The sequence below is a fragment of the Luteibacter sp. genome (genome assembly GCF_036500425.1).
Classification (GTDB): Bacteria; Pseudomonadota; Gammaproteobacteria; order Xanthomonadales; family Rhodanobacteraceae; genus Luteibacter.
In genome coordinates this window covers 57,149-74,566 of the sequence record NZ_DASYCB010000074.1, presented here as the reverse complement: position 1 = coordinate 74,566, position 17,418 = coordinate 57,149, and the positions used below count along the sequence as shown (strand labels likewise).

Below are 17,418 nucleotides of genomic sequence, written 5' to 3'. Positions count from 1 at the left end.
GTTGCCCAGATTCGGCGTTTTCAACAAGCTGCACCGCAGCATGACAAGTCCGATTTGGCGATCTAGATTTATTTGTCTTACAAATCAATTCGGCAGGGGCGTCTGAACACGATGGTGAATGACGGGGACCGCCCGACCGATCCGGCCGACCGGCGGCGTTTCCTGAAGATGACCGCCAGCATGGCGGCCATGCTTCCGTGGCTTACCCTGCCCCGCTTCGCCGAAGGCAAGCCCGCGCCGCGCCCGCTGGGTCCCATGGCCCTGGCGGCAGCCCGGCACATCCTTTGGTACGACACGCCTGCAGCGGAATCGAACGCGCTGCGTGAAGCCCTGCCCATCGGCAATGGCCGCCTTGGCGCCCTGGTCGGCGGCGACCCCGCGGCGTCGTTCCTGTACCTCACCGATGCCTCGATGTGGCTGGGCGAGCGTGATGTCATGCTCGGCGACGACGGTCAGTTCGACTATTCCACCGCGCACTTCGGCAGCCTGGTAATGCTGGCGAAGCTGCACCTGTCGATCGAGGGCCATGACGCGGCCCACATCACCGACTACCGCCGCGAGCTGGACCTTGGCCAGGGCTACCTACGCGTCTCTTATCGAAAAGATGGCGTCGCGTACGCATGGGACGTCTTCGCCAGCCATCCGGACGACGTAGTCGCCATCCACCTGTCCCAGACCGGCGGCGGCGCGTTCAGTGGCTCGATCACGCTGCAGGGCATGCACGGGGATACCCCGCACACGGAAGCCTTGCAGGAGGGCACACCGGCTGCGGCATCGCATTTCGAAGGTGTGCTGGCCAATGGCCTGAAGTATGCGGCGAACGTCATGGCCGTAACGGCGTCCGGTACGATCAACTCAGATGCAAAAGGCCTGCATTTTGCGAACTGCGGCACACTTTCGGTCATTGTCTGCGGCGGTACCAACTACACGCCGGATCTGGCCCGGAACTACATGGATGCATCGCTCGATCCGTTGAAACTTGCGGTCCAGAAGACCAGGGCGGCAGCCGTTCAGACCTCGACCGCGCTGCTCCATACGCACGTCGCTGACTATCGTGCCTTGTTCGATACGATGCGCGTCGACCTGGGCACGTCGACGAAGACACAGCGCGGTATGGACACGTGGACACGTCTCAGGGCCCGGGCCGCCGCCGGCGCGCCGGCGGACCCTGAGCTCGAAGCGACCTACCTGCAATACGGCCGGTACCTGACGATCGCCGGCTCTCGCGACCGCCTGCCGACCGGCCTGCAAGGCCTCTGGCTCGACAGCAACGACTCACCATGGATGGCCGACTATCACAATGACATCAACATCCAGATGAACTACTGGCTGCCCGACCGTGCCGGGCTGCCTTCATGCTTCGATCCCTTCACTGATTACTGCCTCAGCCAGGTGGGCGCCTGGACCGCCGCCACCCGCGAGCACTTCAACGATCCGCGCAACAACTACCGCAATAGCTCGGGCAAGATCGCCGGCTGGACGGTCGGCATCTCCACCAATATCTATGGAGGCGGCGGCTGGCGTTGGCATCCGGCCGGGAACGCATGGCTGTGCAACAACCTCTGGCAGCACTATCAGTACAACCCTGATCGCGCCTACCTGGCACGCATCTATCCCTTGATGAAGGGTGCCTGCGAGTTCTGGGAATCCCGGCTGCTGACCGTCAGCGTGAAGGACCCGGCCACGGGTCGCATGCGCGATGTCCTCATCGATGATGCCGACTGGTCACCCGAACAGGGGCCGACCGATGCCAAGGGCAATACGTATTCCCAGGAATGGGTCTGGGATCTGTTCGAGAACTACCGCCAGGCCAGCGACCTGCTGGGCAAGGATCCCGGCTATGCCGCGACGATCGCGCAGTTGCAGGCGCGGCTCTATCTACCCCGGGTCAGTGAAAAGACCGGCTGGCTTGAAGAATGGATGACACCGGACAACCTCGGTGAAACCGAGCACCGGCATCTGTCGCCGTTGGTCGGCTTCTTCCCCGGCGATCGGATCAGAACCGATAACAGCCCACCGGCGCTGATCGAGGGCGTAACCCGTTTGCTCGAGGCGCGAGGTACGGGCGGCTACGGCTGGGCCTGCGCCTGGCGCGCGATGTGCTGGGCCCGACTCGGAAACGCAGCGAAGGCCTATCAGCTCATCCTTACCAACCTGACGCCGTCCGAGCATCGAACCAACGGCACCGCGAAGAACCTCTTCGACATGTATAACCTGGATGCCAACGCCGACGCCTTCCAGATCGACGCCAACTTCGGCACGCCCACGGCCATGCTCGAGATGCTGATGTCATCGCGACCTGGGGAGATTGTCCTGTTGCCGGCCCTTCCTGCGGCTTGGGCCGCCGCAGGAAGCGTAACCGGCATGGGTGCGCGCGGCGGCTTTCAGGTCGATCTGTCCTGGAAGCGCGGCAAGGTCACCTCGGTGACTGTGCGAAGCGTGGGTGGGGAGCAGACGCGCCTGAAGTTCGGTAGGTGGACGAAGGCGATTGCGCTTCGCCCAGGGGGCTCGGTCACCTTGACCCTGTCATAACGTCCGCAAGGTCGTGAGCCCAAATCCGAATAACTTCGTTTCCGCTGCGAACTCGCTATGTCGCGATGCTCGCCTGCCGCGCACACCGCTCCAACCCAAGAAACGAAGCGAACGCCGACGTCGCCGGATGCGACCGGGTTTCCGCGATGGTATCCAGCAACGCGATAATCGCCTCGCGATCGACCAGCCCCAGATCGGCGAGCGCGCACTCCTTCAATTGTGCGGCGAGGCTTCCGGCGTGCTGCGCGATCAATGGCGGCAACACATGGGCGAAGGTTTCCTTGAGGTAGCCCTTGGGAAATACATCTCCGCCGAGATGGCTTTCAAGATAGCGCCGCATGATCTCCCGGCCCTCGCGACTACTCCGCGGTAGCCGGTGGCACATATAGGCAAGCCGCGGATCGCTGAGCGGATGAACCGGCCACTGCCCATGCTTGAGCAGGTCCGCCGAACGGCATGCATTCGCCAACAGCGATGTCACCGGCACCGGGCTGGTCGGCGCATCAAACAGCGGCCGGCTACGTGCAGCCGCGAGCGCTCGTGGCGTCAGCAACCCTTCCGCATAGCTGCGCGCATCGCGCGCCCAGACAGGCCCTTTGGCCGTCCCTACAGACACCTCGTCCAGGTACGCCGGGAAAAGCTCATCCCCTCCGACGCCGGTAAACAGGGTATGCCGCCCCTTCTCGCGGGCCGACGTCCACAGCGCCGAGCACGCTTCCAGGTAGAACTCGCGACTGAACCCGTAAGGCTCTGGCGATGGGCCCAGGTCCAGGCCAGGCGGATAGGACGCGATGTCGACCGTATGGTCGGAAAGGCCAAGGCGTTCTGCGATGAGCCGGCGGCGCCGTACCTGAGGGTCGCGTACCTCGCCATCCAGCAGGATGCCCTTGCTATCGATATCCCCATGAAGCCGCGCAAGGGTCACCGCCACCGTCGCCGAGTCCATACCGCCGCTGAGTTCGAGCGACACGCCCTGTTCGGGCCACGGTCGCAACGAAACGGCGCGCATCAGTGCCTCCGAAAAATGAGGCAGCATGTCCTCACCGTCGTCTTGCGCAGGCGCCCCCTCTTCCATCGCCTCGGGATAGCGATAGCGTGCCCTGCCCGGCTCCACGTGCAGCGATGCACGCTCGGTGAGCATCACTACCCCGGTATACAACTGCCGCGCAGCGTACGTCGTATGCAAGGCGAGCTGATGACTTGCGACTTCCATGTCGATCATCGCCGGGCTGCTGGCGAAATCCCGCGAATCCCATGAAAGCGTGACCTGATCGTCCATCACCCTGCAGTAGATGGGCGCCGTCCCCAATAGTCCCGCGCGAATGCGCAAGCGATGCCCCGCCTGGGCAGCCTCGACCATGATGTAATCGAGTGGCCATAGCAGGCATTGCTGGTGAAGGGAGTGAAACGTGGCGTCATCGCGGACATCGACGACAGGTGTATGGGTATTCGTGTCACCGTTTGAGTCTGCCTTGCGTTCCCTTACCACGAGGAACCAACGACCAGGTGCGCGAACAAGAACCGTTTCAAGCATCGCATGCGTGTACGGCGCGACATGGCTTCGTCCTATCGTTACACGACCCTCATGCCACGTTGGCTCGAACGACAAATCGGCTAACGCCATCTCAGCCTTGATCACCCGCGAACTCCCTCGAAGAAAAAGCCGCCTCGTAAACGAGGCGGCTTCAATGTCGTATACCGGTGCGGAATGTGAGGCTCAGCCCCAATCGCCACCGCTATGCGTGGACCCAATACGGCCGATGTCGCCGGTATCATTAATCTTCGGTGCCCACTTCATCGCTGTCGTGCCCGACTGCATCGGGCCTTCCATCTGGACACCGAACGGGTTGAGGTCGTGCATCGGCTGGTCGCGCATTTCCATGATAACGCTCCGGGTATTTAGGCCGCCCTACGCGGCTCATCGAACCTAACATACGATGGACAACGCGGAATCGATGAGGACTATGCATTATCGGAATTCCTCACCAATGGCCTCCGGGGCGCCAGCCCCCCATTGGCGTTACCATGGGCGGCCTGCCCCACCCTTCTCCGGAGCCCCCATGAACGTTTCCATTGCCCCCGGCGTAGACGTCGGTAACCGCCTGCCTTTCGTGCTCTTTGGCGGCATCAACGTGCTGGAGGACCTGGACTCCACCCTCCATGCGGCCGCCCACTACGTGGATGTGACCCGCAAGCTGGGCATCCCCTACGTGTTCAAGGGCAGTTTCGACAAGGCCAACCGCTCGTCCATCCATTCCTACCGCGGAGTGGGCCTGGAAGAAGGCATGCGCATCTTCGAGCGCGTGAAGGCCGAGTTCGGTATCCCCGTGATCACCGACGTCCACGAGATCTTCCAGGCGCCGATCGTCGCTGAGGTCGTTGATGTCCTGCAGATCCCCGCCTTCCTTGCCCGCCAGACCGACCTGGTCGAGGCCATCGCGAAGACCGGCCGTGCCGTGAATATCAAGAAGCCCCAGTTCATGAGCCCCACGCAGATGAAGCATGTGACGGGCAAGATCAAGGAAGCCGGCAACGAGCGGATCATCCTCTGCGAGCGTGGCGCCCAGTTCGGTTATGACAACCTCGTGGTCGACATGCTCGGTTTCCGCGAAATGGTCGAAGCGACCGGCGGCTACCCCGCCATCTTTGATGTGACCCACAGCCTGCAGCGCCGTGACTCAGGCAGCGAGGCCAGCGGTGGCCGTCGTCGCCAGGTCGTGGAACTCGCGCGTGCCGGCATGGCCGTAGGTATCGGCGGGTTGTTCCTCGAAGCCCACGCCGATCCGGACCACGCGCGCTGCGATGGCCCGAGCGCGCTACCCCTGACCGCCCTTGAGCCGTTCCTGACCCAGATCAAGGCGCTGGATGATCTGGTCAAGAGCTTCGCGCCGCTCGATATTCGCTGAACCGCTCGACGTCACCCCCAAGAAAAACGCCTCGTCGGGCAACCGACGAGGCGTTTTGTTGTCGACGCCATGGCAGTTAGGCTACCCAGCTGAGATGCTTGCCTACAACGGCCCAGACGCCTGCGCCGGCGGCCACAAGCCAGCCGCTCAGGATGACCATACCCCAGACGCGCTCCTTCCAGTGCGCCAGATCTTTCACACTGCTGGCCAGGTTGACGACTTCGCTATCGATCTTTGCGATGGCGCTGTCCAGTCCATCGAACTTCTGGTCATGGCGCGCCAGCGTGCCCATGATCTGGATGAGCATCACGTCGATGCTCATCTGTCCCGCGACCATGACGGGCGGCACCCCGGGCAAGGGCGCGGAGCCATCGGCAGCGGAAGCACCACTACGTACATACGCACTCATTTATCACCTCCATTCAACCCCGGCTGCATATCGCCGGATCACTGTGGATGGAAGCATACGGTCTGCTCAGCCGGGGCGTATGTAGGGGAAACCTTATTTTCATGCCATCCAGTCGCCGCCACACATCACCGGCTTCACGCGGCGACTCGCGCCAGCACGATCTCGTTCTGCCGACGCCTGACCGCGAACCAGATCCGCCAGAAGTACAGGACCCCGATGGCCGCCTCGAAACTCGATCCGATGACCCAGGCGGTGGGAAGGTAATCCGCATCGCCCACATGCGCCTGGTTCATCACGTAGATCGTCGGAATACTCATCAACCACATCACCACGAACCGCACCGCGAACACAAATCGCGTGATACCAAAACTCTCCAGCACGGCCTGTCCGGTCATGGAGAATACGAACGCGAGTGAGTAGGTCCACAGCACCCGGGCCGTTGCCACGGAAGCATGGTGAATTTCCTGTGGTTTACCGGCCAGGCCGAACGGATCCAGCAAGATCTCAGGTGTCACTATCTGGAAGAATGCGGTGATTGCCACGTAGCCTAACTCGATCGCCAGGGAGACGAAGATAATCCTCGGCACCTGCTCAAATTCGCCCTTGCCCAGCGCGTTGCCGCACAGCACGCTGCAACCGATGCCCAGGCCTAGCAACGGAATCACGCCCAGATAACTCACGGTGAGGTTCACGTTGTTCGCGGCCAGTGCGATTGCCCCCAGCCCCGCCATCACCCAGATAAAGATCGCGTTGCCAAAGTTGGCGACACCAGCGGTAACGCCGAGCGCAAAGCCCTTGCGCACCCTGGGAGCCACATCGGCCCAACGCATGCCGCCCTCGAATACGAGGCGCCGGAAACGCGCCCAGACCTCTCCGGGCAGGTAATAGAGATAACACCCCGTGATCGCCAGCGTGCCGGCCAGCGTGCCCAGGGCTGAGCCGCGCATGCCCAGCTCAGGCAGACCGAACCGACCAAAGACAAGCCCGATGGTCATGAAGATACCGACCGCCTGGCCGGCGAGGCCGGCCACCAGGGTGATCCGCGTCTTGCCGATGCCGTTGAAATACGACGACAACGCCATGTTGAAGGTCATGCCCGCACCGAAGAACGCGGACAGGAAAAGGAATTGTGATTCCAGGTGGGTTAACGCAGGTGGGCGGCTGCTCAGGAACGGGATCATCGCCATCAGTGGTGCCATGCACAGCTGGATAACCGCGAATACGATACCCACGGTGAGGCCCACGGCCGCCTGGTGCACGGCCTCGTCGTGACCCGAGCGACCGAACGCCTGAGCCACGCAAGAGCGTGAGAAGCCCACCACCGCGACGAAGAACCCGACGATCGCCATGGCGGTGTAGACCGCCGGCCCGGATGCCGCGAGCGTATCGCTCGAGTACCGCGCAAGGCAGATGCGATCTACCAGCATCATCACAAGGTTGCCGATCATCGTCCCCATCAGCGGGAGCGAGACGTTGAGGATCCGCCGGGCCAGGGCGAGGTTCGAAGGTGTTCCGGATGCGTTCAAGACGAGGCTCCCTTCGCGCGCGAGCGTAGCTTCAGGCGCACAGGCAGCGAACTCGGCGCCATGAAGAAGTTGAGCAATTCCGTCGGCGGGGGGGCGTCATTGTCCAGCTCCAGGTCGAAGTTGCGCACGATCATCGCCACGACCATCTTGATTTCGGTAAGAGCGAGGAAGCGCCCAGGGCACAGCCGGGAACCGCCACCGAACGGGAACAGCTTGCGCGAGGGGTCTTCCTCGCGCTTCGGCCGCTGCTCGGGAATCCATCGCTCCGGGCGGAACGACTCGTGCTCGGGAAACTGTGCTTCGTCGAACCCTTCGCCCGCGGTGGAGACGATCACCGAGGTGTTCTTCGGGATGAAGGTGTCGGCCACGACGCAATCCTCATTGCTGGTCAAGCCGATATACGGCGCCACGGAGCGCAGGCGCTGGGTCTCGCTATGCGCGGCTTCCAGGTAAGTGAAGAGCTTCATATGCTCCCACTCACGCGGCAACGTGGCGTCGCCGACCACCGCATCCACCTCCGCGCGCAATGCCGCGGCGGCAGCGGGATTCTGGGCTAGCAGATGGATCATCCAGGCGATGGAGTTGGCCGTGGTGTCCTCGCCGCCGACCACGCTCAGGATCGCGTTGCTTACCAGTTCCTCATCGGTGAACCCGGATTCGGGATCGTCGCTAGCCACGATCATGGCCTCAAGCATGTTGGCCGGTTTGGCCTGGCGATCCATGCGTTCGCGCGTATTCCGGATGAACTCGCTTACTTTCGTCTCGATGTCCCTGGATGCACGTTCGGCCGCGCGATCCACGGGCAGCTTGAAGTGACGCCAGTACGGAAAGGCCGCGGTGGTGCGCTGCCCCAGCCGCACGAAGATGTCATCGATGTCGCGCTGGAGCGGGTCGCCATCGTGATTCACCGCATCGATATCGTGGCCCATGGCCAGGCCAACGATGGTGTCGAGCGCCATGGCCTTGAGGTCGCGCTTGAGGTTCACCGGCTGCCCTTCCGCCAGCATGGCCGCCCAGCGGTCGTGCATTCGCTCGGTCATCGCGATCATGGTGGGGAAGAAGTTGCGGATGACCTCGACATTGAGTCCACTCATCACCAGCTTGCGCTGCTTGCGCCACGCCTCGCCTTCGGCAACGAAGACACCGCCGAGGTTAAGTTCATTCATCACCAGCTTCAGTCCGCCGTTGCGCCGGAACCCATCGGGGCGCTCGCGCAATACGCTGTGGACCGTCGCGGCGTCGGAAATAATCACCACGGGATTGCCGAAGACATTCAGTCGGAACATGGGGCCATAACTGCGGACCCATGCTGTGAACTTCTGGTGCATCTGGCGGCCGACCAGCTGCAGCGCATTGCCCACGTACGGGTGGCCTTTCGGGCTGGGCAGGTCGGCGATGGTGCGCGAGTACTGCAAAGCCACCGGCGTGTCGACGACGAGTGTCTCGTTCATGCTTTCCTCCATGCTCATAGGGTGGTGGCCGTGCGTGTTGTCGCCGCTGCGTGCTGGCGGATGCGCTGCGATATCTCGCGGGCCAGGCGGTCCGCCAACGGCGGCCGCACGATCGACGTATGCGTGCCGCCGATCCGCACCACGTCGAGGTACCGGCCGATGAGGTCATGCCAGCCAAGGCTCACGTCTTCGCCCTCTCGGCGTTCCGCGGCGAAATAAGTTACCGGCAGCTTCGCCACGGGCGGCAGGTACTCGTCGCCGGCTTTTCCGCCCACCTGGTAGATCCCGACGAAGCGCTTCACATCGTCCACATCGAGATGCTCGGGCAAGAAACCCGCGCGGCGACAACCGGCGATCATGCCGTCGAGATCGCCGCGGCTCGCCATGGCCGCCAACTCGGGATAATCCGGGTGCGATGACGGATCCGGCCCACCCGCGCGAATATCGACCAGCCAGTTCAGCAGGGCCCGGCATCCGTCCGATTTCACGGGATGTGCCGCCGTCAAGCGGGCCCGAACGGCTGGGCTGCTTGTGTCGATCATCCCCACGAAGCGAACCTCCTCGCCAGCCGCATGCAAGCGGTGGGCGATCTCGTAGGCGACCATGCCGCCCAGCGACCAGCCGGCCAGCGCATAGGGGCCGGTGGGTTGCACCTGCTGTATCGCTTCGAGGTATGCCGCCGCCATGGCGGCAATGCTGGCGTGTGGTGTTTCGCCAATCGCCAGGCCGAAGATCGGCTGCTCCGGGTCGAGATAAGGCGCCAGGTCGAGCGCGAACTGCACGCTCCCGCCGATCGGGTGAATCAGGAACAACGGCGTCAAACGGCCCTGCGGCCTGATCGGCACAAGATTGGGATGCCCGTCCACGGCGTGTTTCGAGTCGACAAAAGACGCCAGGGCCTCCAGCGTGGCGTGCGCGAACAGTTCACGCAGCTCGACATCGGCGCCCTGGCGCTTGCGCAGCTGCGATACGAGCTGGGTCGCGAGCAGTGAGTGGCCGCCCAGTTCGAAGAAGTCGTCGGCAATGCCGATCTGCTCCACCTTGAGCAGATCGCTCCAGATCGCCGCGATCGCTTTCTCGGTTGTCGTGCGCGGTGCGATGTGGTCGGCTTGATCCTGCCGCGCGCCGGGTGCCGGAAGCGCCGCCCGGTCCACCTTGCCGTTGGCCGTCAGCGGCATCGCTTCGAGCGCGACGAAAGCCTCAGGCAGCATGTAGTCGGGCAGTGTCTGCGACACTGTACGACGCAGCCACGCCATGTCAGGCAAGGGTTGCCCATCGTGCGCCACCAGATAGGCCACCAGGCGCGGGATGTTGCGCTCGTCGGATCGGGCGAGCACCACGACGTCACGGATGACATCGATGGCGGCCAGTGTCGCTTCGATCTCGCCCAGCTCGATGCGCAGGCCGCGGATCTTGACCTGGTGATCGCTGCGGCCGAGGTATTCGATGGCGCCATCGGGCAGGTAACGCGCCAGATCGCCGGAGCGATACATACGCGCACCGGGCGTCGTGCTGAACGGGTTGGGCACGAACGCCGCCTCGGTCAGGTCCGGCCGGTTGAGGTAGCCACGGGCCAGTCCAACACCGGCGATGTACAGGTGGCCAACCACGCCCACCGGAACCGGCTGGTGGAAATCATCGAGAATGTGGATCTGGATGTTGGCAATGGGATATCCGATCGGCACGCCATTCAACGGGCTGTCCTTGCGGCACGGCCAGTGGGTGACCTCGACCGAAGCCTCGGTCGGTCCGTACAGGTTGACTAACTCCACATGGTCCCAGGTAGCGAAGCAGCGCTGCTGCAGCTCCATGGGCAACGCCTGGCCGCTGCACAGCACCCGGCGCAGCGAACGGCCGCTGCCCGCTTCCACTTCGTTGAGGAAGACGTCGAGCATCGGCGGCACGAAATGGGCCACGGTGATGCCTTGTGCGTCGATCACGTGGGCGAGATACGCCACGTCCTGATGGCCACCTGGCCGGGCGAGCACCAGCGTGGCGCCCTCGAGCAGCGGGCCGAAGAACTCGCCGACCGAGACGTCGAAGCTGAAAGGTGTCTTCTGCAGCACGCGATCGTCGGTGGTCAACGGATATGCCCCCTGCATCCATTGCAGGCGATTGACGATGCCACGGTGTTCGATCGCCACGCCCTTCGGCTTGCCGGTCGAACCCGAGGTATAGATCACATAGGCCAGGTGCTCCGGCTGCAGGTGATGGGTCAGGTTATCCTCGCCCTGCCCTGCCCAGTCGTCGATGTCGTCATCCAGGCCGATGACAGGTACGCCCGGCACCGCCGGCGCTATGTCGCGAAGATGGCATTGGGTGAGGATGACGGCCGGCTTTGCATCTTCCACGATAGTCATGAGGCGGTCGGCCGGATACGTCGGATCGAGCGGCACGTAAGCACCGCCGGCCTTCACGATCGCATAGAGGCCGATCATCATCTCCAGCGAGCGTTCCGCGCAGAGGCCCACGAGGCTATCTGGCCCGACACCTAGCGTACGCAGGTGCCGCGCAAGCCGGTTGGCCTGGGCGTTGAGCTGGGCGTAGGTGAGCGAGGTATCGCCATAAATCACGGCGATCGCATCGGGACTGCGTGCCACCTGTACCTCGAACAGCTGATGCAACGTGTGTGTTTCCGGGCCCACCCGCGGGTAGGCTTTCGCCGTATCGTTGAAGCCGTAAAGCAAGCGGCGACGTTCGGCCTCGCCCACCATCGACAGCTCGCCTACCGGTCGTCCGGGGTCGGCCACGATCGCCTTCAACAGGTTCGCGAAGTGACCTGCCATGCGCTCGATCGTCACGGCGTCGAACAGATCCGTGTTGTACTCGAAGTACCCGTGCAGCCCCTGCGGGCCTTCCTGGAGACTTACGGTGAGGTCGTACTTGGACGCCACGGTCTCATGCGGCATCACCTCCAGCTCGAGACCCGGCAAGGCCAGATCCAGCGGGGTGTTCTGCAACACCAACATCACCTGGAACAGCGGTGTATAGCTGGCATGCCGCTCGGGCTGAAGGGCACTCACAAGCTGTTCGAACTGCACGTCCTGGTGCGAGTACGCATCCAGCGTCGTCGCCTGCACCTGTTTCAGCAGGTCGGAAAAGCTGGCGCGCAAGTCCACCTGGGTACGCAAGACGAGCGTGTTGACGAAGAAACCGATCAGGTCTTCGATCTCGCTGCGGTTGCGGTTAGCAATAGGCGTGCCGATACAGATGTCGTTCTGCCCTGAATACCGGGCCAGAAGCACGTTAAACGCGGCGCAGAGGGTCATGAACAAGGTGCCGTGTGACGCCCGGCTCAGGGCCTGCAGCCGTGAACTCGGCTCGGCCGGCAGCGCAAACGCCAGGGCTGCACCTTCCTGGCCTTGCACCGGCGGTCGCGATCGATCCGTGGGCAGCGTGAGCAGCGTGGGGCTGCCCGCCAGCTGGTGTTTCCAGTAACCCAACTGCTGTTCCAGGGCCTCGCCACTCAGCCACTCACGCTGCCAGTGCGCAAAGTCCACGTAGCGCATCGGTAGCTCGGGCAACGATACCGGCGCGCCGAACGCATGGCCGGCGTACATCGCGCCAAGGTCGCGCACGACGATACCCATCGACCAGCCATCGGAAACGATATGGTGCATGGTTACCAGCAGCAGGTGATCCTCCGCGGACAGCTTGAGCAAGCTGCAGCGAACCAGTGGCCCACGGCCGAGATCAAACAGGGTGCGAGCCTCGTCGAGCATCAGCCAGCGTGTTCTTGCTTCGCGCTCTTTGGGCGAGAACGCGCTGAGGTCGTGTAGCGTGAAACCCAACGGCAGATCCGAGGCGATGCGCTGGACCGGCGAGCCATCCACGCTATCGAAACGCGCGCGAAGCGCATCGTGGCGGCGTGTGAGTCCGTTGAGCGCCGCTTGCAAGGCGGCGCTATCCAGCTTGCCGCGCAAACGCAGGGCCGAAGGGATGTTGTAGGTCGAACTGGGTCCCTCCAGCTGGTCGAGGAACCATAGCCGTTGCTGGGCGAACGACAGGGGGAAATGCTCATCCTGCACGGCGGCTACCGCAGGCGCCGTGCTTTCCACAAAAGGCACAGCCGTCTTCGCATCGATGAAGGCGGCGATGGCCTCCAGGGTAGAGTACGCGAACAGGTCGCGCAGCTCGATCTCCGCGGCAAGGCGCTTGCGCAGTTGCGATACCAACTGAGTGGCCAGAAGCGAATGGCCGCCCAGCTCGAAGAAATCGTCAGCGATACCGACGGTCTCCACCTTGAGCAGTTCGCTCCACACCGCGGCGATCGTCACTTCGGTCGCGGTGCGAGGTGCCACGTAGCCCACCTCCTTGTGCACCATTTCCGGTGCCGGGAGCGTCTTGCGGTCCACCTTGCCGTTCGAGGTCAGCGGCATGCTCGCCAACGTCATGACATAGTCCGGGACCATGTAGTCGGGCAGCGTCTGCGCCAGCGTGCGGCGCAGCGAGGCTTCGTCGGGTAAGGCATGGCCATCGTGGGCCACGACATACGCCACCAGGCGCGGTACGTTCCGTTCATCCGGCCGGGCCAGTACCACCACATCGCGCACGCTATCGAGCGCGGCAAGCGTCGCCTCGATTTCGCCCAGTTCGATACGCAAGCCGCGGATCTTCACCTGGTGATCGCTGCGCCCCAGGTATTCGATATTGCCATCGGGCAGGTACCGGGCCAGGTCGCCGGAGCGGTACATCCGTGCCCCCGGCACCGTGCTGAACGGGTTGGGCACGAACACCGCCTCGGTAAGATCGGGACGATTAACGTAACCGCGCGCCAGGCCGACACCGGCGATATACAGGTGCCCGACCACGCCGACCGGCACCGGCTGGTTGAAATCATCGAGGATGTGGATCTGGATATTGGCGATCGGATACCCGATCGGCACACTACCCAGCGTGCTCTGCTGTCGGCACTGCCAGTACGTGACATCGACCGAGGCCTCGGTCGGTCCGTACAGGTTGTGCAGTTCCACATGGTCCCAGGTGGCGAAAAAGCGCTGCTGCAATTCCATCGGCAGCGCCTGGCCACTGCACATCACCTTACGCAGGGAGCGGCCGCTACCGGGTTCCACCTCGTTGAGGAACACATCGAGCATCGGCGGCACGAAATGCGCCGTGGTGATGGCTTGCGCATCGATCAGGTTGGAAAGGTAGGACACATCCTGATGACCGCCGGGTTTGGCAACCACCAGCGTCGCACCCTCGAGCAGGGGCCAGAAAAATTCCCACACGGAGACGTCGAAGCTGAAAGGTGTCTTCTGCAATACGCGGTCGTCCGGGGTCAGCGCATACGCTTCCTGCATCCATTGCAGGCGGTTGACGATGCCGCGGTGCTCGATGCCAACGCCCTTCGGTTTGCCGGTGGATCCCGAGGTATAGATCACATAAGCCAGATGATCCGGCCCCACGGTGCCCGCCAGGTTGTCCTCGCCCTGCCCGGCCCAGGCATGCATCTCATCATCCAGCCCGATGACCGGCACGCCCGGCACCACCGGCGCCACGTCGCGAAGATGCCGCTGGGTGAGTATGGCAGCCGGCTTCGCATCCTCCACGATGGTCGTAAGGCGATCGGCCGGGTACGTCGGATCGAGCGGCACGTAGGAACCGCCGGCTTTCAGGATCGCGTAGAGACCGACGATCATGCCAAGCGAGCGTTCGGTGCACAGGCCCACCAGCGCATCAGGGCCGACGCCCAGCGTGCGCAGGTGGCGTGCCAGCTGGTTAGCCTGGGCGTTGAGTTGAGCGTACGTGAGCGAGGTACGCTCGTACACCACCGCCACGTGATCCGGACTGCGCCTGACCTGTTCCTCGAACAACTGGTGCAGCGTGTGCGTGTCGGGCCCAACTCGCGGATAGACCTTCGCCGTATCGTTAAAGCCGTAGAGCAGCTGGTGACGCTCGGCCTCGCCCACCATCGCCAGTTCACCCAAGGCACGTTCCGGCTCGGCCACGATAGCCGTCAGAAGGTGAGTGAAATGACCGGCCATGCGCTCGATCGTCGCGGCGTCGAACAGATCGGTGTTGTATTCGAAATAGCCGCGCAATCCCTGTGGGCCTTCGGTCAGGGCCAGCGTGATATCGAATTTCGCCGTCACGATGTCGTGCTGCAGCAGCTCGAGCTCCAGGCCCGGCAGCGCCAGGTTCAGCGGTGCGTTCTGCAACACCATCATCGCCTGGAACAGGGGTGTGTAGCTGGTATGGCGTTCAGGCTGCAGCGCACCTACCAGCTGTTCGAACTGGACATCCTGGTGAGCATAGGCATCGAGCGTCGCCGCCCGCACCTTGCCGAGCAGGTGGGTGAAGCTGCCGCTCAGATCCACCTGCGTACGCAGCACGAGGGTGTTGACGAAGAACCCGACCAGGTCTTCGATCTCGCTGCGGTTACGGTTGGCGATGGGCGTACCGATGCAGATATCGTCCTGCCCCGAGTACCGGGCCAGCAGCACGTTGAACGCGGCGCACAAGGTCATGAACAGCGTGCCTTGCGATTTACGGCTCAATGCCTTCAGCTTCGCGCTGAGCTCGGCCGGGATCGCATAGGCCACGGCCGCACCATCCTGGCCTTGCACCGGCGGCCGCGGGCGATCCGTCGGCAACGTGAGCAGCGTGGGGCTGCCGGCCAGCTGCTGTTTCCAGTAGCCCAACTGCCGCTCAAGCACATCACCGCTCAGCCACTCCCGCTGCCAACGGGCGAAATCGACGTAGCGCATGGGCAGCTCGGGTAGCGATACCGGGGCGCCGAAGCGGCGCGCCGCGTACAGTGCACCCAGGTCGCGGACCAGGATGCCCATCGACCAGCCGTCGGAGACGATGTGGTGCATGGTCAGCAAGAGCAGATGCTCCGCGTCCGACCATTTGAGGAGCTTGCAGCGAATCAGTTGACCGCCCTGCAGATCGAACGGCGTTCGCGCTTCATCGAGCATCAGCCAGCGCGCCCTGGCCTCGCGCTCCTTCGGCGAAAAATCGCTTATGTCATGCAAGGTAAAGCTCAGCGGCTCGCCGCCGGCAATACGCTGCACCGGGGCGTCGTCTTCGCTATCGAAGCGAGCGCGCAGTGCATCATGCCGGCTCATCAGGTCACCGAGTGCCGCCTTCAGCGCATCGCTATCCAGCGTGCCCTTCAGACGCACGGCGGTCGCGATGTTATAGGTTGCGCTTTGCCCTTCCAGCTGATCGAGGAACCACAGGCGCTGCTGGGCAAACGACAGGGGGAAGGCCTCCTCCCGCCGGATCGCCGGCTCCACGACCTGAGCGGCCGCGAGCGTGCCCATCGGGGCGAGGCGGCTGACCAGTCCTGCCACCGTGGGCGACTCGAGCATGGTGCCCACGGGCACATCCACACCAAACGCGTCGCGTATGCGCCCCGCCAGCTGGGTTGCCAGCAGCGAGTTGCCGCCCAGTTCAAAAAAGTCATCGTCCCGGTCGATCGAGGGCCGGCCGAGCAACCCTTTCCATATCGCGATCATCACCTCTTCGTCCGAGGTTCCGGTCGCTAGCTCCTCGGGAGCATCCGGGCGAACGGCACCGGCTGGCGGCAAGGCATCGATGAGGTCGGGGTAGCGAACATCGGTCCAGCAGCGTTCACGCGCGAACGGATACGCAGGCAGGCTGACGCGTTGCGGGCGGCGCTCGGCATACAGGCTATGCCAGTCAAAGGAGAAGCCCTTGACCCAAAGATCGAGCAGCTTGCCGAACTTGCCCTTGGCGACCCAGGCCTGTACCGCGATCTGCATATCGTCATCGTCGGACAGCATGGCGTAGGTCTGTCGCCGGGCCTGGCCACGATAGAGACCGTCGACGTCCGTGCGCCCTTCGACAAAGGCCGCGAGGCCCGCCCTCAACGCATCCTGGGATGCCACGAGCAAGGCCAACCGCTCCTCCATGGGCTCGCGCCCCACCTGTAAGGTGTAGGCGATGTCGGCCAGGGATATCGCCTCATCGAGGCCGCCCAGCAGCGCACGCGCGCGTTCGGTGAGGCGCTCGGCGTCGCGCGCCGACAGCACGATCATCGCGGGACCGCTGGCGGCCTGCGGACGCGGCGGCGCAACGTATTCTTCGATCACCAGGTGCGCATTCGCCCCACCCGCGCCAAACGACGAGATACCGGCGCGACGCGGCACTTCCTGCTGGCGGCCATCGATCTCCAGCGTCGGCCGCGGCCACGGCGCAAGCGCCTGCTGCACGAAGAATGGCGTATCCGCGAAACGGATCTCCGGGTGCGGGGTCTCGGCGTGCAGGCTCGGTGCGAGCATGCCGTGCTTCATCTGCATCAGCACCTTGCTCACCGCCACGAAACCGCTCGCGCTTTCGCTATGGCCGATGTTGGACTTGGCCGAGCCTATGGCACAGAACTGCTTGTCCTTCGTCCACTGGCGGAAAGCCTTTGAAAGGCCGGCCACTTCGATCGGATCCCCAAGCAGACTGCCGGTGCCCTGCGCTTCCACATAGCTCACGGTGCGTGCATCCACCCCGGCCTTGCGCAAGGCATCGCCGACCAGCTGCGCCTGCATGTTCGGGTTAGGCACGAGGTATGCGTTGGTCTTGCCGCCCGAGTTGATCGCGCTGCCCTTGATCACACCGTAGACATGGTCGCC

General features: G+C 63.6%; 8 protein-coding genes (1 of these 8 running past the window's edge). 2 read left to right on the top strand and 6 right to left on the bottom strand.

The genetic code is table 11. The features are described from left to right. The first annotated feature begins 111 nt into the window (after window positions 1-111). Window positions 112-2,532: a glycosyl hydrolase family 95 catalytic domain-containing protein gene (locus VGN46_RS18020; protein WP_333783814.1), complete on the top strand. Its 2,421-nt coding sequence runs from the start codon at window positions 112-114 to the stop codon at window positions 2,530-2,532. Between the two features lie 55 nt (window positions 2,533-2,587). Here the strand turns inward: VGN46_RS18020 and VGN46_RS18015 are convergent, their stop codons facing one another. Next, on the bottom strand, window positions 2,588-4,171 hold the full coding sequence (locus VGN46_RS18015; RefSeq protein WP_331645767.1) for an asparagine synthase-related protein: 1,584 nt from the start codon (window positions 4,169-4,171) through the stop codon (window positions 2,588-2,590). Between the two features lie 78 nt (window positions 4,172-4,249). Beyond that, window positions 4,250-4,414 carry a hypothetical protein gene (locus VGN46_RS18010; RefSeq protein ID WP_331645764.1) on the bottom strand — a complete coding sequence of 55 codons (165 nt, stop codon included), beginning with the start codon at window positions 4,412-4,414 and terminating at the stop codon, window positions 4,250-4,252. A 178-nt stretch (window positions 4,415-4,592) separates the two neighbouring features. Between VGN46_RS18010 and kdsA the strand changes: the two genes are divergently transcribed. Beyond that, a complete protein-coding gene (kdsA, locus tag VGN46_RS18005; protein WP_331645762.1) occupies window positions 4,593-5,438 on the top strand; it encodes a 3-deoxy-8-phosphooctulonate synthase in 846 nt (281 codons plus the stop codon). Window positions 5,439-5,514: 76 nt separating this feature from the next. Here kdsA and VGN46_RS18000 read toward each other — a convergent pair whose 3' ends face one another. The 4 genes from VGN46_RS18000 to VGN46_RS17985 all read right to left on the bottom strand — a co-directional run. Beyond that, on the bottom strand, window positions 5,515-5,847 hold the full coding sequence (locus VGN46_RS18000; RefSeq protein ID WP_331645761.1) for a hypothetical protein: 333 nt from the start codon (window positions 5,845-5,847) through the stop codon (window positions 5,515-5,517). 134 nt (window positions 5,848-5,981) lie between these two features. Next, a complete protein-coding gene (locus VGN46_RS17995; RefSeq protein ID WP_331645759.1) occupies window positions 5,982-7,373 on the bottom strand; it encodes an MATE family efflux transporter in 1,392 nt (463 codons plus the stop codon). Next, window positions 7,370-8,824, bottom strand: coding sequence for a cytochrome P450 (locus tag VGN46_RS17990; protein ID WP_331645757.1), 1,455 nt, complete (start codon window positions 8,822-8,824; stop codon window positions 7,370-7,372). The genes VGN46_RS17995 and VGN46_RS17990 overlap by 4 nt, the downstream gene beginning before the upstream one ends. A 14-nt stretch (window positions 8,825-8,838) precedes the next feature. Further along, window positions 8,839-17,418, bottom strand: the end of a protein-coding gene (locus VGN46_RS17985; protein WP_331645755.1) for an amino acid adenylation domain-containing protein. 25,881 nt of this gene lie beyond the right edge of the window; 8,580 of the gene's 34,461 nt are visible here — the last part of the coding sequence; its start codon lies beyond the right edge, outside the window; the stop codon is at window positions 8,839-8,841.